The organism is Bordetella sp., assembly GCF_057362025.1.
This window is the reverse complement of the sequence record NZ_JBMQQZ010000066.1, coordinates 1-18709: the sequence shown is the minus strand read 5'-3', so window position 1 is coordinate 18709 and position 18709 is coordinate 1. Positions and strand designations below refer to the sequence as shown.

At 67.3% G+C, this 18709-nt stretch carries 17 protein-coding genes; 7 read left to right on the top strand and 10 right to left on the bottom strand.

All coding sequences use genetic code 11. The annotated features are described in order from the left end of the window. Positions 1-7 precede the first annotated feature (7 nt). Genes ACO1P8_RS12835 through ACO1P8_RS12805 form a run of 7 tightly spaced genes read right to left on the bottom strand, consistent with a single transcriptional unit; the run spans position 8 to position 7805 of the window. Positions 8-1297, bottom strand: a complete 1290-nt coding sequence (locus ACO1P8_RS12835) for an EAL domain-containing response regulator (RefSeq protein WP_486296268.1) — start codon at positions 1295-1297, stop codon at positions 8-10. Beyond that, positions 1294-1842, bottom strand: coding sequence for a chemotaxis protein CheW (locus tag ACO1P8_RS12830; protein ID WP_486296267.1), 549 nt, complete (start codon positions 1840-1842; stop codon positions 1294-1296). Before ACO1P8_RS12830 ends, ACO1P8_RS12835 begins: the two co-directional genes overlap by 4 nt. 11 nt (positions 1843-1853) lie before the next feature. After that, positions 1854-3530: a methyl-accepting chemotaxis protein gene (locus ACO1P8_RS12825; protein ID WP_486296266.1), complete on the bottom strand. Its 1677-nt coding sequence runs from the start codon at positions 3528-3530 to the stop codon at positions 1854-1856. 52 nt (positions 3531-3582) lie between these two features. Next, a complete protein-coding gene (locus tag ACO1P8_RS12820; RefSeq protein WP_486296265.1) occupies positions 3583-5790 on the bottom strand; it encodes a chemotaxis protein CheA in 2208 nt (735 codons plus the stop codon). A 22-nt stretch (positions 5791-5812) separates the two neighbouring features. After that, positions 5813-6169, bottom strand: coding sequence for an STAS domain-containing protein (locus tag ACO1P8_RS12815; protein WP_486296264.1), 357 nt, complete (start codon positions 6167-6169; stop codon positions 5813-5815). Between the two features lie 25 nt (positions 6170-6194). Continuing rightward, on the bottom strand, positions 6195-6563 hold the full coding sequence (locus ACO1P8_RS12810) for a response regulator (protein ID WP_486296263.1): 369 nt from the start codon (positions 6561-6563) through the stop codon (positions 6195-6197). 45 nt (positions 6564-6608) lie between these two features. Next, positions 6609-7805, bottom strand: a complete 1197-nt coding sequence (locus ACO1P8_RS12805; RefSeq protein ID WP_486296262.1) for a methyl-accepting chemotaxis protein — start codon at positions 7803-7805, stop codon at positions 6609-6611. Between the two features lie 272 nt (positions 7806-8077). Between ACO1P8_RS12805 and ACO1P8_RS12800 the strand changes: the two genes are divergently transcribed. Next, positions 8078-9118, top strand: a complete 1041-nt coding sequence (locus tag ACO1P8_RS12800) for an AraC family transcriptional regulator (protein WP_486296261.1) — start codon at positions 8078-8080, stop codon at positions 9116-9118. A gap of 93 nt (positions 9119-9211) precedes the next feature. On the opposite strand, the gene ACO1P8_RS12795 is transcribed toward ACO1P8_RS12800, so the two are convergent. Continuing rightward, positions 9212-10420, bottom strand: coding sequence for an aminotransferase class V-fold PLP-dependent enzyme (locus ACO1P8_RS12795; protein ID WP_486296260.1), 1209 nt, complete (start codon positions 10418-10420; stop codon positions 9212-9214). A 202-nt stretch (positions 10421-10622) separates the two neighbouring features. Between ACO1P8_RS12795 and ACO1P8_RS12790 the strand changes: the two genes are divergently transcribed. Beyond that, complete coding sequence (locus ACO1P8_RS12790; RefSeq protein WP_486296259.1) at positions 10623-10976, top strand: DUF1428 domain-containing protein; 354 nt, start codon at positions 10623-10625, stop codon at positions 10974-10976. A 169-nt stretch (positions 10977-11145) separates the two neighbouring features. After that, positions 11146-12543 (top strand): M20 family metallopeptidase, encoded by a 1398-nt coding sequence (locus ACO1P8_RS12785; RefSeq protein WP_486296345.1) that lies wholly within the window; start codon positions 11146-11148, stop codon positions 12541-12543. A gap of 167 nt (positions 12544-12710) precedes the next feature. Here ACO1P8_RS12785 and ACO1P8_RS12780 read toward each other — a convergent pair whose 3' ends face one another. Continuing rightward, on the bottom strand, positions 12711-13385 hold the full coding sequence (locus ACO1P8_RS12780) for a helix-turn-helix transcriptional regulator (RefSeq protein WP_486296258.1): 675 nt from the start codon (positions 13383-13385) through the stop codon (positions 12711-12713). Positions 13386-13888: 503 nt separating this feature from the next. Here ACO1P8_RS12780 and ACO1P8_RS12775 point away from each other — a divergent pair. The 4 genes from ACO1P8_RS12775 to sorU all read left to right on the top strand — a co-directional run bounded on the left by ACO1P8_RS12775 (position 13889) and on the right by sorU (position 18250). Next, positions 13889-14851, top strand: a complete 963-nt coding sequence (locus ACO1P8_RS12775) for a threonine/serine dehydratase (protein WP_486296257.1) — start codon at positions 13889-13891, stop codon at positions 14849-14851. A gap of 98 nt (positions 14852-14949) precedes the next feature. Further along, a complete protein-coding gene (locus ACO1P8_RS12770) occupies positions 14950-16161 on the top strand; it encodes a hypothetical protein (protein WP_486296256.1) in 1212 nt (403 codons plus the stop codon). A gap of 476 nt (positions 16162-16637) precedes the next feature. After that, positions 16638-17921: a SorT family sulfite dehydrogenase catalytic subunit gene (gene sorT, locus ACO1P8_RS12765; protein WP_486296255.1), complete on the top strand. Its 1284-nt coding sequence runs from the start codon at positions 16638-16640 to the stop codon at positions 17919-17921. Positions 17922-17965: 44 nt separating this feature from the next. Next, complete coding sequence (gene sorU / locus ACO1P8_RS12760; protein ID WP_486296254.1) at positions 17966-18250, top strand: SorU family sulfite dehydrogenase c-type cytochrome subunit; 285 nt, start codon at positions 17966-17968, stop codon at positions 18248-18250. Between the two features lie 160 nt (positions 18251-18410). On the opposite strand, the gene ACO1P8_RS12755 is transcribed toward sorU, so the two are convergent. Further along, positions 18411-18709 (bottom strand): addiction module antidote protein (locus ACO1P8_RS12755; RefSeq protein ID WP_486296253.1); only part of this gene is annotated, 299 nt, incomplete at its 5' end.

Here is an 18709-nt window from a genome sequence, read left to right as displayed (position 1 = left end):
GGCGTGTTCAATCTTCGGCGGCGGGCTGGGCAGGGGCGCGCAGCAGCGCCAGTCGCGTTCGATGGGTTTTCAGCCAGGAAGGAATGGCCTCGCCCGGCATGGCGGGCGCGATGAAGAACCCTTGTCCCAGTGCGCAGCCCAGGCGTTGCAGCAGGCGCCAATCCTCCAGGGTCTCGATACCTTCGGCCGTCGTGACGAGCCCCATTTCAGAGGCCATGTCGATGGCCGCGCCCAGGATGGCGCGCAGCTGCTTGCGCCCGCTCGCGCCATGCACGAAGGCGCGGTCGATCTTCAATTCGGTAAAGGGCACGCGGGTCAGCTGCTGCATGGACGAAAAACCCGTGCCGTAGTCGTCGATGGACAAGCCGAAGCCACGCAGGCGCAACCGCGCCAGCAGCCCGCGCGCGCCGCTGTCGGCGTCGACCAGGGAGCTTTCCGTGATTTCGAAGGCGATTTGCTCCGGCGGTACCTGAAAGCGCTCCACGACCTCCAGGATGCTGTTGGCCAGTCCCGGCCAATCCAGCAGCAGGGGCGACAGGTTCACGGCCAGCGACAGCCGCAGGCCGCGCCGGCTCCAGCGCGCCACCTGGGCCAGCGCCTGCTCCATCACGACGAAGGTCAGCGGATGGATCAGGCCGTATTGCTCGGCCAGCGGCACGAAGGTGGCCGGCGACATATCCCCGGCCTCCGTATGGGTCCAGCGCGCCAATGCTTCCACGCCGCGGATCAGGCCGGTGCGCATGTCGGCCTTCGGCTGGTAGTGGACGTGGATCTGGCCGTCGCGCAGCGCGGCTTCCAGCATGCCGGGCGGGATCGGGACTTCGTCGGTCCGCTTCCCGCGGCCGCGATCGCGCGTATCCGTGCCGCGCACACCGCGCCGGCCCAGGACGCCGGCCAATACTGCCGCGGTCAGCGGTTTCTCCAGTCCGGCCAGCACATGGAAGCCCAGCCCCGAAGCCACCGACGCCACGGAATCGATCATGGCGCTTTCGCGGCCGGAGGCGATCACGAGATCGGGCAGGATGTCGCGGATCAGCAGGTGCTCCAGCAGCTCGATGCAGTCCATGCCGGGCATCTCGATATCGACGATCATCACCTCCGGCCTGGGCGCCGCATCGGCCAGCAGGGTCAGCGCCGCCGACCCGCTCGATGCCTCGTGGATCGCGTGGATGCCCAGCGCCCGGCACAGCGCGGCGGTATGCGCGCGATGCACGGCGCTGTCGTCGACGACCAGGACCGTCGCCACGCCGTGCGGCGCCGCCGCCACGGGCCCGACCTGGCCGTCCCCGCTCATCATCCGCCCGCGCCATCCATCATGGCGGGTGCGCGCGCCGCCGCGTCCATCCCGGGCTCCAGCCCCTCCATGGACATGACATGCTCCACCGCGAGCAGGATGACGAAGCGCCCGCGCACCTTGCCCACCCCGGCGATGAAATCGCTGCGCAATCCCGTACCGAACGCGGGCGGCGGTTCGATGTCGGACGGCGCGATCTCCAGCACTTCGTTGACGCCATCCACCACCACGCCCACGACATGCGGGCCGCCATCGTCCGCCTCCAGCTCGACGATCACGATGCACGTGCGCTTGGTGACGGGCGACGGCACGCGGCCGAAGCGCGTCTGCAGGTCCATGACCGGCACGACAGCGCCGCGCAGATTGATCACGCCACGGATGCTCGGCGGCATCATGGGCACCAGCGTCAGGTCGTGGTATTCGATGATTTCCTTGATGGCCAGGATGCCGATGGCGAACGTTTCGCCGCCCAGCATGAAGGTCAGGTACTGCGAGGGTTCGGCGCCGCCCTGGGGCCCCGCGCCGTTCGATTGTGGCAACGCGCTCATCGCCGTGCTCCTCAATAGCGCACGAACTGCGATTCGTCGATCGCCTCGGCGCCGGCGAAGGACAGCTTGCCGGCCGGTTCGGCGTCCACGGCCTCCCGGGCCACGGCCGGGGCGAAGGTCTTGGTCGCCATCGGACGCTTGCGCGCCGCGGCCGCCGCGCCCTTGGCCCTGGCGAGGCTTTCGGACAGCTTGAAGAAGCTCATCGCCTGCTGCAGCTGCTCGGCCTGGGCGCTCATTTCCTCGGCCGTCGCGGCCAATTCCTCGGAGCTGGAGGCGTTCTGCTGCGTGGTCTGGCTCAACTGGCCGACGGCCGCATTGATCTGTCCCACACCGGAGGACTGTTCTTCCGACGCGGCGGTAATCTCCTGCACCAGGTCGGAGGTCTTGCGGATATTCGGCACCATCTGTTCCAGCAGGCGGCCGGCGCGTTCGGCCAGGTCCACGCTGGACCCCGCCACGTCGCCGATTTCCTGCGCCGCCACCTGGCTGCGCTCGGCCAGCTTGCGGACTTCCGCCGCCACCACGGCGAAGCCCTTGCCGTGTTCGCCCGCGCGGGCCGCTTCGATCGCCGCGTTCAGCGCCAGCAGATTGGTCTGGTAGGCGATATCGTCGATGATGCCGATCTTCTGCGCGATCTGCTTCATGGCGGCGACCGTCGACGTCACGGCCTCGCCGCCCTCCGCCGCTTCCACGGCGGCCTTGGTGGCCATGCTGTCCGTGACCTTGGAATTCTCGGTGTTCTGGGCGATGGAAGCCGTCATCTGTTCGATCGAGGCGCTGGTTTCCTCGACACCCGCCGCCTGTTCGCTGGCGGCCTGGCTGAGCGATTGCGCCGTCGCGCTGACTTCCTCCGAGGCACCGGCCAGTGCTTCCGCGCTGCTGTTCACTTCAGATACGACCTGCGCCAGGCGGCCGACCATATTCTTGACGTTGGCCATCATGCTGGTGCTGTCGCCCTTGCGGGTCCGGACCGCCACCGAGAGATCGCCGCCGGCGACCTTCTGCAGGACTTCCGCCGCGTAGGAGGGCTCGCCGCCCAGCAGCTTGAGCAGGCTCCGGGTAATGAAGAAGGCGATCAGGACGGCCAGCACAATCGCGCCCGCCGACATGGCCAGTACCAGGGTACGCGTCTGTTCGTACAGCACATCGCCCTCGGTATTCGCCTCATCCATCTGCTGCACCTGGTACTTCAAGAGGTCGCGAACCGCCTCCTCCAGCGCGGTATTCGCCGGCAGGATATCGCTGCGCAGGTAACCCATGGCGCTGGACTTGTCCGCCCCCGACGCAAGGGCAAAGAACCCGTCGATACGCTGCTCCAGCGTCGTCCGGGCGTCGTTGATCTTCTTCAACATGGCGCGCGGGCCGTCACCGACGATGGACTTGTCCAGCTTGCCCATGACCTGGCTACGAGCGGCCGCGTTGTCGGCCAAACGCTTGCGCAGCCGCGTCGACTCGGCGTCGTCCGCCACCAGCAATAGCCCACGCAGTTGCCGTCCATCGTCCAGCGACCGCTGCAACACCTCGTTCAGCTGCGCCGTCTTGGGATAGCGGTCCAACGTCACTTCCGTCAGGCCCGCATTGATCTTCTCCAGCCGCGTGATGCTCAGCACCGATATCGCCGCCAGCAGGGCGATCACGATGCCGAACCCCCATGCCAGTCGCGTGGCCACCTTCATATTCCCGAACATGCCTATCTCCCTAAGAAACTGCGTCGCGGCCATCGGACCGCGCGGTGCCACGTCAAACCGGCAGGCGGGCATGGCCCGCCGCCACGGAACTGTGCGCCTCGGCCATCAGCGCCGGGACATCCAGAATCAATGCCACTTCGCCGCTGCCCAGGATGCTGGAGCCGCTGATCCCGCGCGCCTGCGCGAACAGGCGCGACAACGGCTTGATGACTGCCTGGGTTTCGCCCAGCAGCGTGTCGACCACCAGGCCGATGCGCCCGCCACCGTGCCGGACGACGACGATGTTCTCCCGCGCGGCCGGTACGCCCGGCAGGCCGAACATGCGACGCAGGCGGATGAAGGGCAGAACGCGGCCGCGCAGGTCGGTGTAGTCGCGGTCTTCCACCGGCGTATAGGCGATGCATTCGTCGACCATATCCAGCGGCAGTACGAATAGCGAACTGCCCACGGCCACCTGGAATCCATCGATGATGGCCAGCGTCAAGGGCAGGCGCACCGCCACGGTGCTGCCCTGGCCCGCGCGACTGGAGATTTCCACACTGCCGCGCAGGGCCTCGATATTGCGCTTGACCACGTCCATGCCGACGCCGCGGCCGGACAGATCCGTCACGGCCGGTGCGGTGGAGAACCCCGGTTCGAAAATCAGGCGGTATACGTCCTCGTCGCGCATACCCCGGCCATCCTCGATCAGGCCGCGTTCGATGGCCTTTGCCACGATGCGCTCGCGGTCCAGCCCCGCGCCATCGTCGCGGACCTCGATCACGATGTGGCCGGATTCGTGGCGCGCATCCAGGGTGATCGTCCCCTGCGCAGGCTTGCCGCGCGCCACGCGCGCCGCGGGGGCTTCGATCCCATGGTCCATGGCGTTGCGCACCAGATGGGTCAGCGGATCGCCGATGCGCTCGACCACCGTCTTGTCCAGCTCGGTATCTTCTCCGCGCACCACCAGTTCGATGTGCTTGCCCAGGCTGCGCGAGACGTCATGCACGACGCGCCGGAAGCGGTTGAAGGTGGCCCCGATTTTCACCATGCGCAGTTGCAGCGTGCTGTCGCGCACGGCTTCCACCAGGTCCGCGACCTGGGAATTGCAGGCCTGCAGCTCGGCGTTGCCCACGCGGGCCGCCGCCACGCTGGCGCCCGACGATGCGGTGATCAGCTCTCCCACCAGCGAAATCAAATGGTCCAGCTTGTCCGCGTCGATACGCATGGAACGGCTTTCGCGCGCTTTGCTGTCCTTGGCCTGTTGCTGCTTGGCCAGGGCCAGATCGACCACGGGTTCGGCCACGGTCTGCTGCCGCACCAGTATCTGCCCCAGCGGGCCTTCGGCCGCGCCGCTGCGCTGGGCGCGCAGGGCCTCGGCCAGCTCGCGCGGTGTCAGCGTGCCGCAGCGCACGAGCATATCGCCCAGCATGGCGGGCTCTTCGCCCAGTTCTTCGATCATCAGCATGTAATCGGCCGTGCGGCTGCGCGGCGGAATGATGCGGATGTCGCAATCGTCCAGTACGAACTCGAACGTGCTTTCGATGGTGGCCTTGTCCGCCGGGCTGTCCAGGCCGATCTCCAGACCCAGGTAGCAGGCTTCCGGGTCCATGGCATCCAGCGCCGGCAGCCGCCCGGTCTGGCAGGCCACGCCCGTCACGCTGCCCAGCTTGTGCAGGTATCGGACGAAGGACAGCGGATCCATGCCGTTGCGCAGCACGCCCTCGTGAAAGCGCAGCGAAATATGCCAGTGATCCGGGCCCCCTCTCCCGCTGTCTTCGTCAGCCGTCCCCACACCGGACCCATCGGCGTCGGATACGGCGCTTTCGGCCGGCCATGCCGCGCCCGCCACGTGAGCCGGCGCGTGGGTGGCGGCACCGGCCCGCTTCCCTTCCAGATGCACGGACAGGCGGTCCAGCAAGGCCGTCGCCTCGCTCGCCAGCGATGGGTCTTCAGGGCCGCCGCCGTCGGCCACGCGCTCGACCAGCCTGCCGATATAGTCGTTGCAGCCCAGCATCAGCGCCACCAGGTCGCCGTCTATGGCGACCGTACCTTCGCGCACGCGATCCAGCACGCTCTCGACGTGGTGGGTGAAGGAGACGATGTCCTCGATGCCGAACAGGCCGGCCGATCCCTTGATGGTATGGGCCGCGCGAAAGATGGCATTGACCGCGTCGTCGCGGTCTTGCGCATCGGCGACGACCAGCAGCGCCGATTCCATTTCCGCCAGCAGCTCACGGCTTTCCGTGATGAAGGTTTGCAGCGCCTGATCCATGTCCATGTCGATACTCCGGGAGGGGCCCTCAGGCGGTGGACGCGAGACCCGCGTCGTGCAAGCCCATGCCGTCACTCGCGATGCCGGGCGGCGGGTCGTCGAGGGCGTCGCGGAAGGTGTCTTCCAGGCCCAGCAAGCGGATGGCTGCTTCCACATTGGGCGCCATGCCCGCGAAGCGCAGCTCGCCCCCGCGCGCCATGGCATGCCCGCGCGCGGCCAGCAGCAGCTGGATGCCGGCCGTGTCGGTTTCGGTGACGGCGCGCAGATCCAGGCGCACGACGTCCGGCCCGGACTCCGTTGCCAGTACTTGCAGCAGGCGCTGGCGCGTGTCCTGCGCGGTGTAGATGGTGAGTTCGCCTTCCAGGCGCAAATGGACGTCGGTCACGGCGCGTCTCCAGGGTAGCCGGCCATCACGGCAGGATCAGCTTCTCGACGGCGCCCAGCAGCTGGGCCGGCTGGAAGGGCTTGACCACCCACGCCTTGGCGCCGGCAAGCTGCCCTTCGCGCTTCTTGGCTTCCTGGCTTTCGGTGGTCAGCATGATGACCGGCGTGAAACGGTACGCGGGCAGCTGCTTGACCTCCTTCAAAAAGCTAATGCCATCCATCTGCGGCATATTCACGTCGCTGATGATCAGGTGGACTTTCTGCCCCGTCAGCTTGGCCAGCGCGTCCTGGCCGTCGCGCCCTTCGATGACGTCATAGCCGGCGCCGCGCAGCGCGATGCCGACGACCTGCCGCACCGATGCCGAGTCGTCGACGATGAGTATGGTCTTTGCCATGGCGAGGATCCCCTGGAATTAATGTGCGGGCACTGGGCCCTGGATTCAAAAGAAGGTGATGTCGGTGGATGCGGCCGCGGCGGGGGCGGATGGCGTCCCTGCCGTCGCGCCGCCCGCGCCGGCCGTCCGCGCGGCGGGGGCGGCGGCGGAAAGGTGCACTTCCCGCTCGTCCGCCATCGCATACGTGCGCTCCAGTTCGCCCAGCAGGACGGCCGAGTCCAGCGGCCGCAGTTCACCGGACTGCGTGCAGGCGTCGCCGTAATCGTGGATCACCGCCGGCAGCCGTTCGATGTTGGCGCCCACATGCGCCATCACCTGGCTGACCCGATCCTGGAACTGCAGCTGCACCAGCGCCTCGCTGACCTCTGCCTGGATACCCTGGCTTTCCTGGCGCAGCACGTCCGTGGTGCCGGCCAGCCCGTCGGCAAAGGCGCGGAACCGTTCCAGGACTTCCTGGATCGACGCTTCGGAGGCATCGATGGCCGCCTGCTCCTTGCGCGTGGAGTCCTCCGCCGCGGCGCACGTGGCGACGATGGCGTCGCCGATAAAGGCAATCTTCTCGGCGATGCGCGCGCCCGTCTCGCCGGATTGCTTGGACAGCGCCCGCACTTCCTGCGCGACCGTGGCGAAGCCGCGGCCCAGGCTGCCGGCATGCGCTGCCTCGATGGTGGCGTTGATCGCCAGCAGATTGGTCTGCTGGGTGATCTGGCCGATGGCCTGGACCATGCCCTGCAATTCGTCGACGAACCCTTTCAGGCCCTGTACCTTGGCCAGCAACTCGGCCTTGGTCTTCATGCTCGCGCCCAGCAGGTCCACCACGCTTTCCAGTTGCTCCGCGCTGTGCGCCGAGACACTCTCCGCCGAATCGCCGTGGCCGGCGCCATCACGGGTGGACAGGCGCAGGGTCTGGTCCAGCCTGGAGGAGATTTCCCCGAAGCGCATGCTCAGCGCCGTCACCGCGCTCTCCATCTGGCCGCGCGAGGATTCGATCTGGCGCGACCAGACCGGCGCGAGGTCGGCGCAGAACGCTTCCAGGTCGCGCACGTGGGATTCGATATCGACCGCCTGGCGGTTGGCCTGGCGCCGTCCGGCATAGCCGGCCAGCAAGCCGGCGCAAGCCAGCACGGCGCCGGCGGCCATGGCGGGTGCCGTCCAGCCGGCGGCAAACGCGGTGGCGGCGCCCCCCGCGATGCCCAGCATGGGCGTCGCAACCGAAGAGCAGGAAAGACCAGCGAAATTCATGTCGGCACGTGTCCGTGTGCATGGCCGCCAGGATGGCGGTTGTACTGAAACAACGGCATCTCCGGGGGTCGCCCTAAGGACGTGCCCGGCCAAGATAGGGCATCCCGCCGGCCAATATTGTCTTTTTGTACAAAATTGTTAAGAATCTAACGGTCCCTGGTGCCTTACTGGATATTGCGGCCCGCCCACGGGCCGCTCGCGCGGTTGCAATGACGAGACTCGGCAGCACTGAAATTTGTACGCGGCTGCCCTCCGGGGGCACCGCGGCCGGCATGATGGCCGCATCCGCCCATGCCGATATCCGTCCTATCGCGCTGCGCCAGCTGGTGGCGGAAGTCGCGCGGCGCGGCCGGGACCCCGGCGCCCTGTGCGACGGCCTGGGCTTTTCGCCCGCCGACCTGAACCAGGATGGCTTCTATGTCTCCGGGCAGCAGGCCGAGCTCTTGATCCGCCGTGCGCTGCCGCTACTGAATAACCCGGTGCTGGGACTGGAGATGGGCACCGCGGTGAACATCGTGTCATGGGGACTGGTGACGCTGGGCTTCATGGCCTGCGGCTCGTCGCGCCAGTTGCTGGACTTCGCCATCGAGCACCAGCGCCACGCGGGCTGCCTGATCCGCCTGCACGGCGAGGAAACCGCCCAGGCTTTCCGGCTGGTGGCGCGCGCGCCATCCGTCGACCGCCACGTCGCGGCCTTCCTCGTCGATAAAGCACTGGCGTCGCTGACCCGGCTGGGCCGCCAGGTGGTCGGCTCGCATTTCAATCCGAGCCAGGTGGACCTGGTCATGGAGCGGCCCGCCTACGGCGCCGCCTATGAAACCGTGTTCCGCTGCCCCGTCCGCTTCGGCAGTCCCGAAAACCGGATCCACTTTCCGGCGGAACCCTACGCCGTCCGTACCGCCGACGCCGTCGTGCTGGGCCAGGTGCAGCGCGACCTGGCCCGTGTCGAGACGCCGGTCCGCGTCCCCTTCATGCAGGCTTGCGTGGTGCAGGCCATCCGGCGCGATCTGGCCGCGCCGCCGCCCTTGCAGGCGATCGCGGACTCTTTGCATATCAGCGAACGCACGCTGCGCAGGCGGCTGGCGGAGACCGGCAACAGCTATGCCGACCTGCTATGCGAGGAACGCCGGGCCCGGGCGCTGTCCCTGGTGGCGCATTCCTCGCGGACGGTCCAGCAGATCGCGCAGGCGTGCGGTTTCAGCGATGCGCGCACGCTGCAGCGGGCATTCAAGCGCTGGACCGGCCACAGCCCCACGGCCTTTCGCGGCAAGGCCCGCGCGAAGCCACGCGCGACGCCCGCGGTCACGGACTGACGTGGCGTCCGCGGGCGCCGCGGTATCCGTACCGCGCCCGTTCCGCCGCCCCGGACTCGGCCAGTGCGAGGCTCCTTCTAGCGTTAACAGGCCCTAGGCCAGGTCCCGGATGGCCTGGACCAGGCGGTCCAGTTCGGCGTCGGTGGTCAGGTAGCTGACCGAAGCGCGCGCGACGTCGGCCAGTTCCCGCGCGCGCATATCCAGCGGCGTGTAGGCCGGTCCGTTGCTGCTGATGGAAATCCCCTGCTCCGCCAGCTTGCGCTGCACCGCGCCGCCCGTCTGTCCCGCGAGCGCGAACGAGACCAGCCCGGACCGCTCCCGGCCCTGGTCCAGGACCTGGACGCCGGGCACATCCGCCAGCAGCGCGCGCAAGGCCTGTGCGTTGCGGTCGATACGCGCGCGTATGTTCTCGACGCCGATATCCAGCGCTTCGCGCAGGGCGTTGGCCAGCCCGCAGCGCAAGGCGTATGACCTTTCGGAAGGCTCGAAGCGCGCGGCGTCGGCCCGCATGACGGGCAGGCCGTCGCCGTCCAGCGGCGCGGTGCTGGTATCCACCCACGCCGGCGTCAGGCGCGACAGGAAATCCTGGCGGATGTACAGCAGCCCGGTTTCGCGCGGGCCGCGCAGTGCCTTGCGTCCCACGCCCGTCAGTACGTCGCAGCCGACCTGCCCGACGTCGATCGGCAATTGACCCACCGCCTGGGCCGCGTCGACGAAATAGGGAATGCCGTGCCGGCGCGCCACGGCGCCGATGGCGGCCGCCGGATTGATCAGGCCGCCATTGGCCGGCAGCCATGTCACGGAAATCAGCCGGACGCGCTCGTCGATCATGGCTTCCAGCGCACGCGGGTCGGCCATGCCGGTGGCATCGCTGGGGATGGCTTCGATGCGCGCGCCGGCCCGTCCGGCGGCAATATGCATGGCCGCGATATTGCCGCCCCATTCGTGGCGCGCGACCAGGATGCGGTCGCCCGGCTTCCAGTTGCCCAGTCCGGCGAAGGCGCTGCCCCATCCCGCCGAGTTTCCGGTGGTCAGCGCGATTTCCGCGGGGCTGGCGTTCAGCAGCGCGGCGGCCAGGATGCGCGCCTGTTCGGCCTGCTCGCGCACCGCCGCGCCGGCCTCGATCGGTCCCATCTCCGCCTCGCGCCACAACTGCCTGCGCATCGCTTCCAGCGTGTCCACCGAAGGCAGCGAGGCGCCCGCGTGATTGAAGTGGACCGTGGTGCGCACGCCAGGGGTCCGCGCGCGCAGCGTTTCGATGGCCGCGTCCGCCAACGGCGCGGGATGGGAGATTGCGTTCATGAGGGCTCCGGACCGGATTTGCCGCCCGCGCGGCAAGGCCTTCTATCCTAGCCGATCGGATACTGGCCTTTCAGATAACCGTCCTGGTCCGCCGTGTACCGGATGTCGATTTCATGGGATCCCGATCGTCGTAACCTTGGGAACATCCGGGAAGCCGCGAGGCGCGCCGGGCAGGCCCTTAATCCAACTGGAGGGATCGCTCATGACTTACGTAGACGGATTCGTCGCCGCCGTACCCATCGAAAACCGCGAGAAATATATCGAGCACGCGCGCATCGCGGCAGAGATATTCAAGAAGCACGGCGCCTTGCAGGTGGTGGAGTGCTGGGAAGACAAGGTACCCGACGGCAAGCTGACCTCTTTCCCGATGGCGGTGAAGCGCAAGGAAGGCGAAGCCATCGTGTTTGCCTGGATTACCTGGCCATCCCGCGAGGCGGAGCAGGCCGGAATGAAAGCGGCCATGGAAGATCCGCGTCTTCAGCCGGGCACCAACCCCATGCCGTTCGACGGGCAACGCATGATCTACGGCGGTTTCACGGCGGTTCTGGAGGTCTGAGGGGACGGTTCGCCCGCCGCCTGCCGTATGTTTGGCGGCGGCGGGCGAGCCGCGCATGCGCGGGGCCCGGCCGGCATCGCAGCCTGAGGGCATGCGCGATTCTCTCTATCGCGCCGCGCGGGCTGCTCTGGTATACAGGCACTTTGCCCACGTATACCAGGGAAATCACATGACCCGTGCCGCAGCAATCGACCATGCCGATGCCTTCTTCGCCTCCGGCGGATTCCGCGACCGCCTGGCCCGCCGCATCGCGATGCCGACGGAAAGCCAGAATCCGGACCGCGCGGGCGATCTGGCGGGCTATCTGCACGCCGAATTGCAGCCGGCTTTCGAGTCGATGGGCTTCGCCTGCCGCACGCTGACGCATCCGAAGGCGCGCGCGCCCTTTCTGTACGCGGAACGCATCGAGGACCCGGCCCTGCCGACGGTGCTGGGCTATGGCCATGGCGATGTCATCCGCGGCCTGGACGCCGAGTGGCACGAGGGGCTGTCGCCCTGGGCCCTGACGGAGTCGGATGGGCGCTGGTACGGGCGCGGTATCGCCGATAACAAGGGGCAGCATACGGTCAACATGGAGGCGTTGCGCAGCGTGCTGGAGACGCGCGGCAAGCTGGGGTTCAACGCGAAGTATCTGGTGGAGATGGGCGAAGAGACCGGTTCGCCGGGGCTGCGCGAGCTTTGCGAAGCGAACCGCGAACTGTTCGCCGCCGATTTGCTGATCGCGTCCGATGGGCCGCGGCTGCGCGCGGAACGGCCGACGGTGTTCCTGGGCGCGCGCGGGGGGCTGAATTTCGATATGACGATCGAGGCCCGCGAAGGAGGCCACCATTCGGGCAATTGGGGTGGGCTGTTGTCCAATCCGGGGATCCAGCTGGCCCATGCCATCGCGAGTATCGTGTCGCCGACGGGGCAGATCCGGATTCCGGCGTGGGTGCCGAAGGAGTTGCCGGCGTCGGTGCGGCGGGTGCTGGCCGATTGCGAGGTGGACGGGGGCGCGGAAGGGCCCACGATCGATCCGGAGTGGGGCGAGCCGGGGCTGACGCCGGCCGAGCAGGTGTACGGGTGGTGTTCTTTCGAGGTGTTGGCGTTCAAGACGGGGAATCCCGAGACGCCCGTGAATGCGATTCCGCCGCGCGCGTGGGCGCGCTGCCAGTTGCGTTTCGTGGTGGGGGTGGATACGGAGGATCTTTTGCCGGCGTTGCGGCGGCATTTGGACCGGCAGGGGTTTCCGATGGTGAAGTTGACGCTGACGCGGGAGACGATGTTCAAGGCGACGCGGCTGGATCCGGACGATCCGTGGGTGCGGTGGGCGGTGGAGTCGCTGGCGCGGACGAGCGGGAAGAAGCCGGCGGTTCTGCCGAATTTGGGTGGGTCGCTGCCTAACGATATTTTTACCGAGGTGTTGGGATTGCGGACGATTTGGGTGCCGCATTCGTATCCGTCGTGTTCGCAGCATGCGCCGAATGAGCATCTGCCGCCGGAGTTGCTGCGGGAGGGGTTGAGGTTGATGGCGGGGTTGTATTGGGATTTGGGGGCGGGGGAGGTGCCGGCGTTGGGGAGGGAGTGACGGGGGCGGATTTGGGGTAGGTGCTGTTTGCGGGGGTTTTGCTGGTCCGGTTTGTTGATGGTTGCTGTTGGCGGGTGTTTTGCTGGTCCCGTCCGGCGGGGGTGGTGCCGTAGGAAGATCTTGTGGCGCACGTCGATCGCTGGCCGCCCAGCGCGGCCAGCGATCGCCTACATGCTGTGGGTCAGCGCCGACGGGTTGGGCGCTCTCAGGCGTGCCAGTTCGGCGTATACAGTCGCGCGGCTGATGCCCAGCACGCCGGCCACATAGGCGGGGGCGCGCTTGCCATCGAATGCGCCGGTGCGGTACAGGTCTTCGATCAGTTGGCGGCGCTGTTCGCGATTCAGGCGGGCGACGATGGTGCCGCGCTGGGCCGTCCATGTGGCGACGTAGCGGTTGATGCGCTCGTGCCAATCGTTGCGGAACAGGTCGTCCGGACTGGGGGTGCTGTCGGTCGTGCGCAGGAAACCGTCCAGCATGCGGCGAACCCCTTCGAATTCGGTCACGTCGGCGTTCACGCATAGCAGGCCGATCGGACGGCCGCCTTGATCGCGCAATACCGCTGTCACGGATTTGATGCGGCGGCCGTCCCAGTTGATTTTCTCGTAGGGGCCGATGACCGATGTGTCCGGTGCGAAGTCGACGTCGCCCAGGTCGGAGGGATCGCCGGCAGCGCGCGGGGAAAACGGATGCGCGACGTGCGTCACGCGATCGGTCCGGATGTCGTGCACGACGGCTTCCACGAACGGGCAGAATAGCGCGGCCAGGGCGTCGGCGACGGCATGATATGGGTGCAGGGGCTGGTCGAACAGGCCAGCGCCGCCGGCCGCTGGCGACGGTCTCAACGCAGCCGGCTGGGCACGAATCGCGGATGGCTTTGGCGGTGGGGCCGATCGGTTGCCATCGGCTGCTGATGGCTTGGAGCGAAGTGTTGGCGGCTCTGCATCGAGGGCCAGCGGTTTCGAGCGCGGCGTTGATGGCCTTCCATCAGAGCCCGGCTGCTTGGATAGAGAGGTTGACGTCCGTCCATCGGAGGCCAGCGGCCTGGAGCGCGGCGTCGACGGCTTCCCGTCGGAGCTCAGCGGATTGGATCGCGGTATCGACGGCTTTTTATCTGGAAGCGGTGGCGTGCGGAGCGAGGTCGATTGTTTACCGGAGGGCGAGCGTGTCGGGGGATTGATGTGGCGCCGGGAGGGCTTTTCGCGGATGGTCGGGGTGGGCTCCGGGCCGGGTGCCGCGGGTTTTCTGCTGCCGGAGGTGGCCATGGTGTCGGTCCTGACTATTATTCCAAATTGGATTTTATCGTCTAATATCCCGGGATACCAATTGCCGCTACAGGAGCATTTCCGTGACCGATGTGTTTGCCGCCATCATGGCCGCCCATGGCGCCATTCGCCCGCAGGTTCCCGTGTCGCCGCTGGAACGAAGCGGACAGTTGTCGCAAGAGCTGGGCTGCGAGGTGTGGCTGAAGTGCGATCATCTTTTGCCGATCGGTGCGTTCAAGGTGCGGGGGGCGACGAACAAGATTCGTGTGCTGGGCGACGCGGCCCGCAAGACCGGTGTGGTGACGGCGTCCACCGGCAACCATGGCATGGCGGCGGCGTGGGCCGGGTCCCGTGCCGGTGTGCCGGTCACGGTGTATGTCCCGGCGTCGGCGGTGCGCTCCAAGCTGGATGCCATCGAGCGGCTGGGCGGCAGGCTCGTTGTCGTGGATGGGCCGGCCATCGAAGCGGAATTGCAGGCGCGCCGATTCGGCGCCGAGCATGGGGTTCCGTATGTCTCGCCGTACAACGATGCGGACATTGTTGCCGGCCAGGGGACGATAGGTGTGGAGATCGCCGAACAGGCGGGCGCCGATGTGCTTGACGCGGTGTTTGTCTGCGTGGGCGGCGGGGGGCTGGCCGGCGGGCTGGGCACCGCAATCAGGCAGCTTTCGCCTCGCACCCGGGTGGTCGGCGTGTGGCCCGGGAATTCGGTCTGTATGCTGCGCGCGCTGGAAGCCGGCCGTATCGTCGATGTGGAGGAACAGCCGACGCTATCCGATGCGACGGCGGGCGCCGTGGAGCAGGGTTCGATTACCTTTCCCATTTGCCAGCGGGTGATCGACGACCGCATCACGGTTACGGAGGCTGAAATCGCCGCCGCGATGCGTGCGGTCGCGAGTGCCGAACGTTGGATGGTAGAGGGCGCGGCAGGCGTGGCGCTGGCGGGGTTGATGCAGCGCAAGGACGAATGGCGCGGCAAGAAGGTGGCCGTGGTGCTGTGCGGCAGGAATATCGGCCTGGACCGGTTCATCCAGGCCGTGGGCTGATTCACCGGGACGCCGACGGACACCGCCGGCACATGGATTTCGATTACGATCGTGCCCCATCGGCCCATGGCGAGGCCGGCCCACGATCGGAGACTGGCATGGCTGCGAACCAGGGGGAGCGTCGTATCCGGACCGCGACCGGGCGGCGCATGCGGGCGATTTGCGCGGGGGCGTTGCTGGCGGCAGTGCTGGCACCGGTGGCCTCCGCATTCCAGGTGCTGCCACGCATCAGCGACGTCGACCGCAAGCTGGCTGGGGTCGGCGGCAACCGTATCGTCGACAGCATCGGCCAGTGGGTGATCGGCAATGCCGTGCCTATGATCAAGAGCCCCGTGCACGAGGCCATTACGCTGGATGCGCTGGACTGCCATGCGCCGGCGGGCGAGGAAGCTTCCTGCGTTACGGTGGACGAGGTACGCCGCAACCAGACCCTGCTGTACGGCGTGCGTTGGCCGGACGATCCGCCATTCGCGCTGAGTCGCAAGTCGCCGCCCAGGATGGCCGACTGCAATCCCGATGTCACCCTGCGTTCGACCGCCCAGCCGCGGTGCTGGCGGGCATTGTTTGTCGATGCGGAGCGCATCGCCGTCCAGAGCGCACGGCAGCAACCGGGACAACCGGCGTTCGGCCCCGGCGATTACCTGCTGTATCGCTCGCACTTCGGCGATCTGTCGTTCTTTCACGCGATGGGCGCCTACGATGGCGAGCCGGCGCGCGACACGGTAGCCCATATGCGGATGTGGGCGCGGTTCCTGTGGGGCGTGGCCACGCGGCGGATCCCGGTGGACCGCTACCTGCGATCCGTGGATGTGGAGGGGCTGGGGGCTTATTTTCCGGGCGATATGACCGCCACCAACCTGCTGGCCACGGGCATCGTGGAGGTTCGCTCCAGGCTGGATCAGGTAGCGCTCGGCGCGCTGCTGCACATGGTGCAGGACAGCTTTTCGCACGCGCACACCGAGCGCGCCCCGGAAACCGGCGCGGCCTGCGAGGGCCTGCCGCGCCTCGCCCAGCCCGGCAAGGTCGTGCAGTTCTACAGCTACGCCTTGCAGAACGCCAGGCTGCACGACCGCGAGGACACGTTCGCCGCGTTGGCGGTACAGACGCTGCAAACGCGCCCCAATGTCGCGGACGTCACGGGCGCGTTCCTGACCCTGTATCGGGAACGGGCGCCCTGGACGCAGGCGGAAAAGTACTTCGACTGCGTCTTTGCCTTACAGGACCCCGCCGCGCCGGCGGGGCCCGGGCCTTACATCGAGGCCGCGCCCCCGCCGGGCAATTCTTTCCCGGAATACGAAGGCGGCTCGTAACGGCGAGGACAGCGGGCTCGGGCCTTCGTGCGGAGCCCTTCAACGACTACGCCCATCTCGATCACGAGCGCGGTGTACGGCGCCCTGCTCTTTTGCCCGTCGACTTCGCTTCTGTCCAATTCGCAAACTTCAAGGGCATGGTCTTGACTCGCCCATAAGGCTTGGCGTTATTGGTAACGAGCACGGCGCTGGCATCGATGGCATGTGCCGCGATCATCGTATCGGCCCACCCTATCGTTCTTGTCAAATGTGCGCGTGGCACCACCGGGCCATGTAAACCGGCTCATCCGTCCGGATACCTGCCAAGGGACGAACCATCCATTCTTCGCCCCGATGACCACTATGCGGTCCGCCTCCCCACGGCCACAATGCCCTTGTGTCCGTCCGGACATGCGGCGACGCTTCGCTTCGAAAGCGGCCGGTGAACAATATCGCGCCGCCCGTGGCCTTGCCCGGCGGCGCAATGGGAGACAACCATGAACGGTTCGACGTTGCGCAGCGCCGGACGGCGGCGGCTGCTCGCGGGCAGCGCGGGTGCCCTGGCCGCGCTGGGGCTGGGTGCGGCGCCCGGCGCGGCGCGCGCGCAAGGCGGGACGGCGCAGGCGCCATCCGGCGCCAGCCCCGCCCATGCCACGCCGCCTACGGGGGCCGCGCCGCCCTCGCCCGCGCCCAGGCCCTTACCCGCCTACGTGGCGTGGAAGAACGCGGACGCGGTGATCGTCCACAGCAGCAACACCATCGAGACCAAGCGCACGGCTTTCGGCGATGGCGTGATCACGCCGGCGGACCAGCTGTATATCCGCAATAACGTCTCGCCTCCCGATGCCGCCATCCTGAAGGACCGCGACGCGTGGACGCTGGGCGTCGATGGCGTGCAACGCCCCCGCGAGATTACCGTCGGCGAATTGAAGACCATGGGCCTGGTGACGATGGCCACCGTCTTGCAGTGCAGCGGCAACGGCCGCAAGTTCTTTCCCCACAAGCCCAGCGGCACGCCATGGAACGTCGGCGCGGCGGGTTGTGTCATGTGGAGCGGCGTGCCGGTCAGGCAGGTGGTCGAAGCCATGGGCGGAGTGGCCGGCGGCGCGCGGTATATGACGGGACGAGGCGGAGAAACCTTGCCCGCCGGCATCGACGCCAACACCGTCATGGTGGAACGCTCCGTGCCGCTGGACGCCATGCAGGACGCGCTGCTGGCCTGGGAGATGAACGGCGAACCGCTTATGCTGGCCCACGGCGGCCCGCTACGGTTGATCGTGCCGGGATACTCGGGTGTGAATAACGTCAAGTACATCAAGCGCCTGGCCTTCACGGAGGAACAAACGCGCGCGGCCATCCAGGATGTCCGCTACCGGCTCGCACCGGTAGGCGCGAAGGAAACGTCGCAGCAGCCGGCCGTCTGGCAGATGGATGTGAAGTCGTGGATCAACGGCTTCGAAAGCGAGGGCACGCTGCCGCCCGGTCCTTATGTGATTCGCGGCGTCGCCTTCGGCGGGATGGATGCCGTGAAATCGGTCGACGTCTCCATCGACGGCGGCAAGACATGGCGGCAGGCCGCCTTCGTCGGGCCGGACCTGGGCAAGTATGCGTGGCGGCAGTTCGCCTTGCGGGTGGACCTGAAGCCGGGCGACTACGTCTTCATGAGCCGCGCCACCGATATGAAGGGCAACATGCAGGCGGAGTACCGCAACGACAACGAGGCCGGATACTTGAATAGCAGCTGGCGCGACCATGCGCTGAACATCAAGGTTTCGGCATGAGGCGCGCGGCGTGTGCGGTCGCCCTTGCGATGGGAGCGGCGTCCGTGCTGGGCGCCGCCCAGGGCGAGGAAGCCGGCGCCTCGCTACGCGACCGGGGCAAGGCCTTGTTCACGGGCGGCGCCAACCCGGCCTGCGCGATCTGCCATACCCTGGAAGATGCCGGCGCGACCGGCGCGGTCGGGCCGTCCCTGGATGAACTCAAGCCCGACGCCGCACGGGTGGAAGCGGTGCTGCGCAAGGGAATGGGCGTAATGCCCGCCTATACGGCCTTGAGCGACGAGGATATCAAGGCGCTTGCCGAGTATGTTTCGATGGCGACACGCCCGTGAGTGGTTGAGCAGTCAAGCATCGAGGGTGAGGCACGACGCCGTGCCGGCAGTGTGGCTAACAAATCCAAACCGCATCGGCGAGGATGATCAGCTTCGCTTCAGGTGGGCACGCATACACGGATGCTCGTCTCAGCTAGCCGCGTCGTAATGATCGTAACGATCAAGAGGCATGTACGCGCGCGACCAGCTCAAGCCCCAATGCACCAAAGACGGCAAGGGTAGTCTTCAGCGTCGGGTTCCCGTTCTCGCTAAAGGACCGGTAAAGTTGCTCTCGCGACAGGCCGGTTTCGCGGGCGACCTGTGTCATTCCCTTCGCACGTGCGACTACGCCGAGTGCATGGGCAATATATCCGGCATCATTGGTCGACAACGCTTCTGACATGAATATGGCAATCGCTTCGTCGGAAGAGAGGTAATCAGCGGGATCGTAATCCGTCAACTTCTCGTTCATGAAAGATC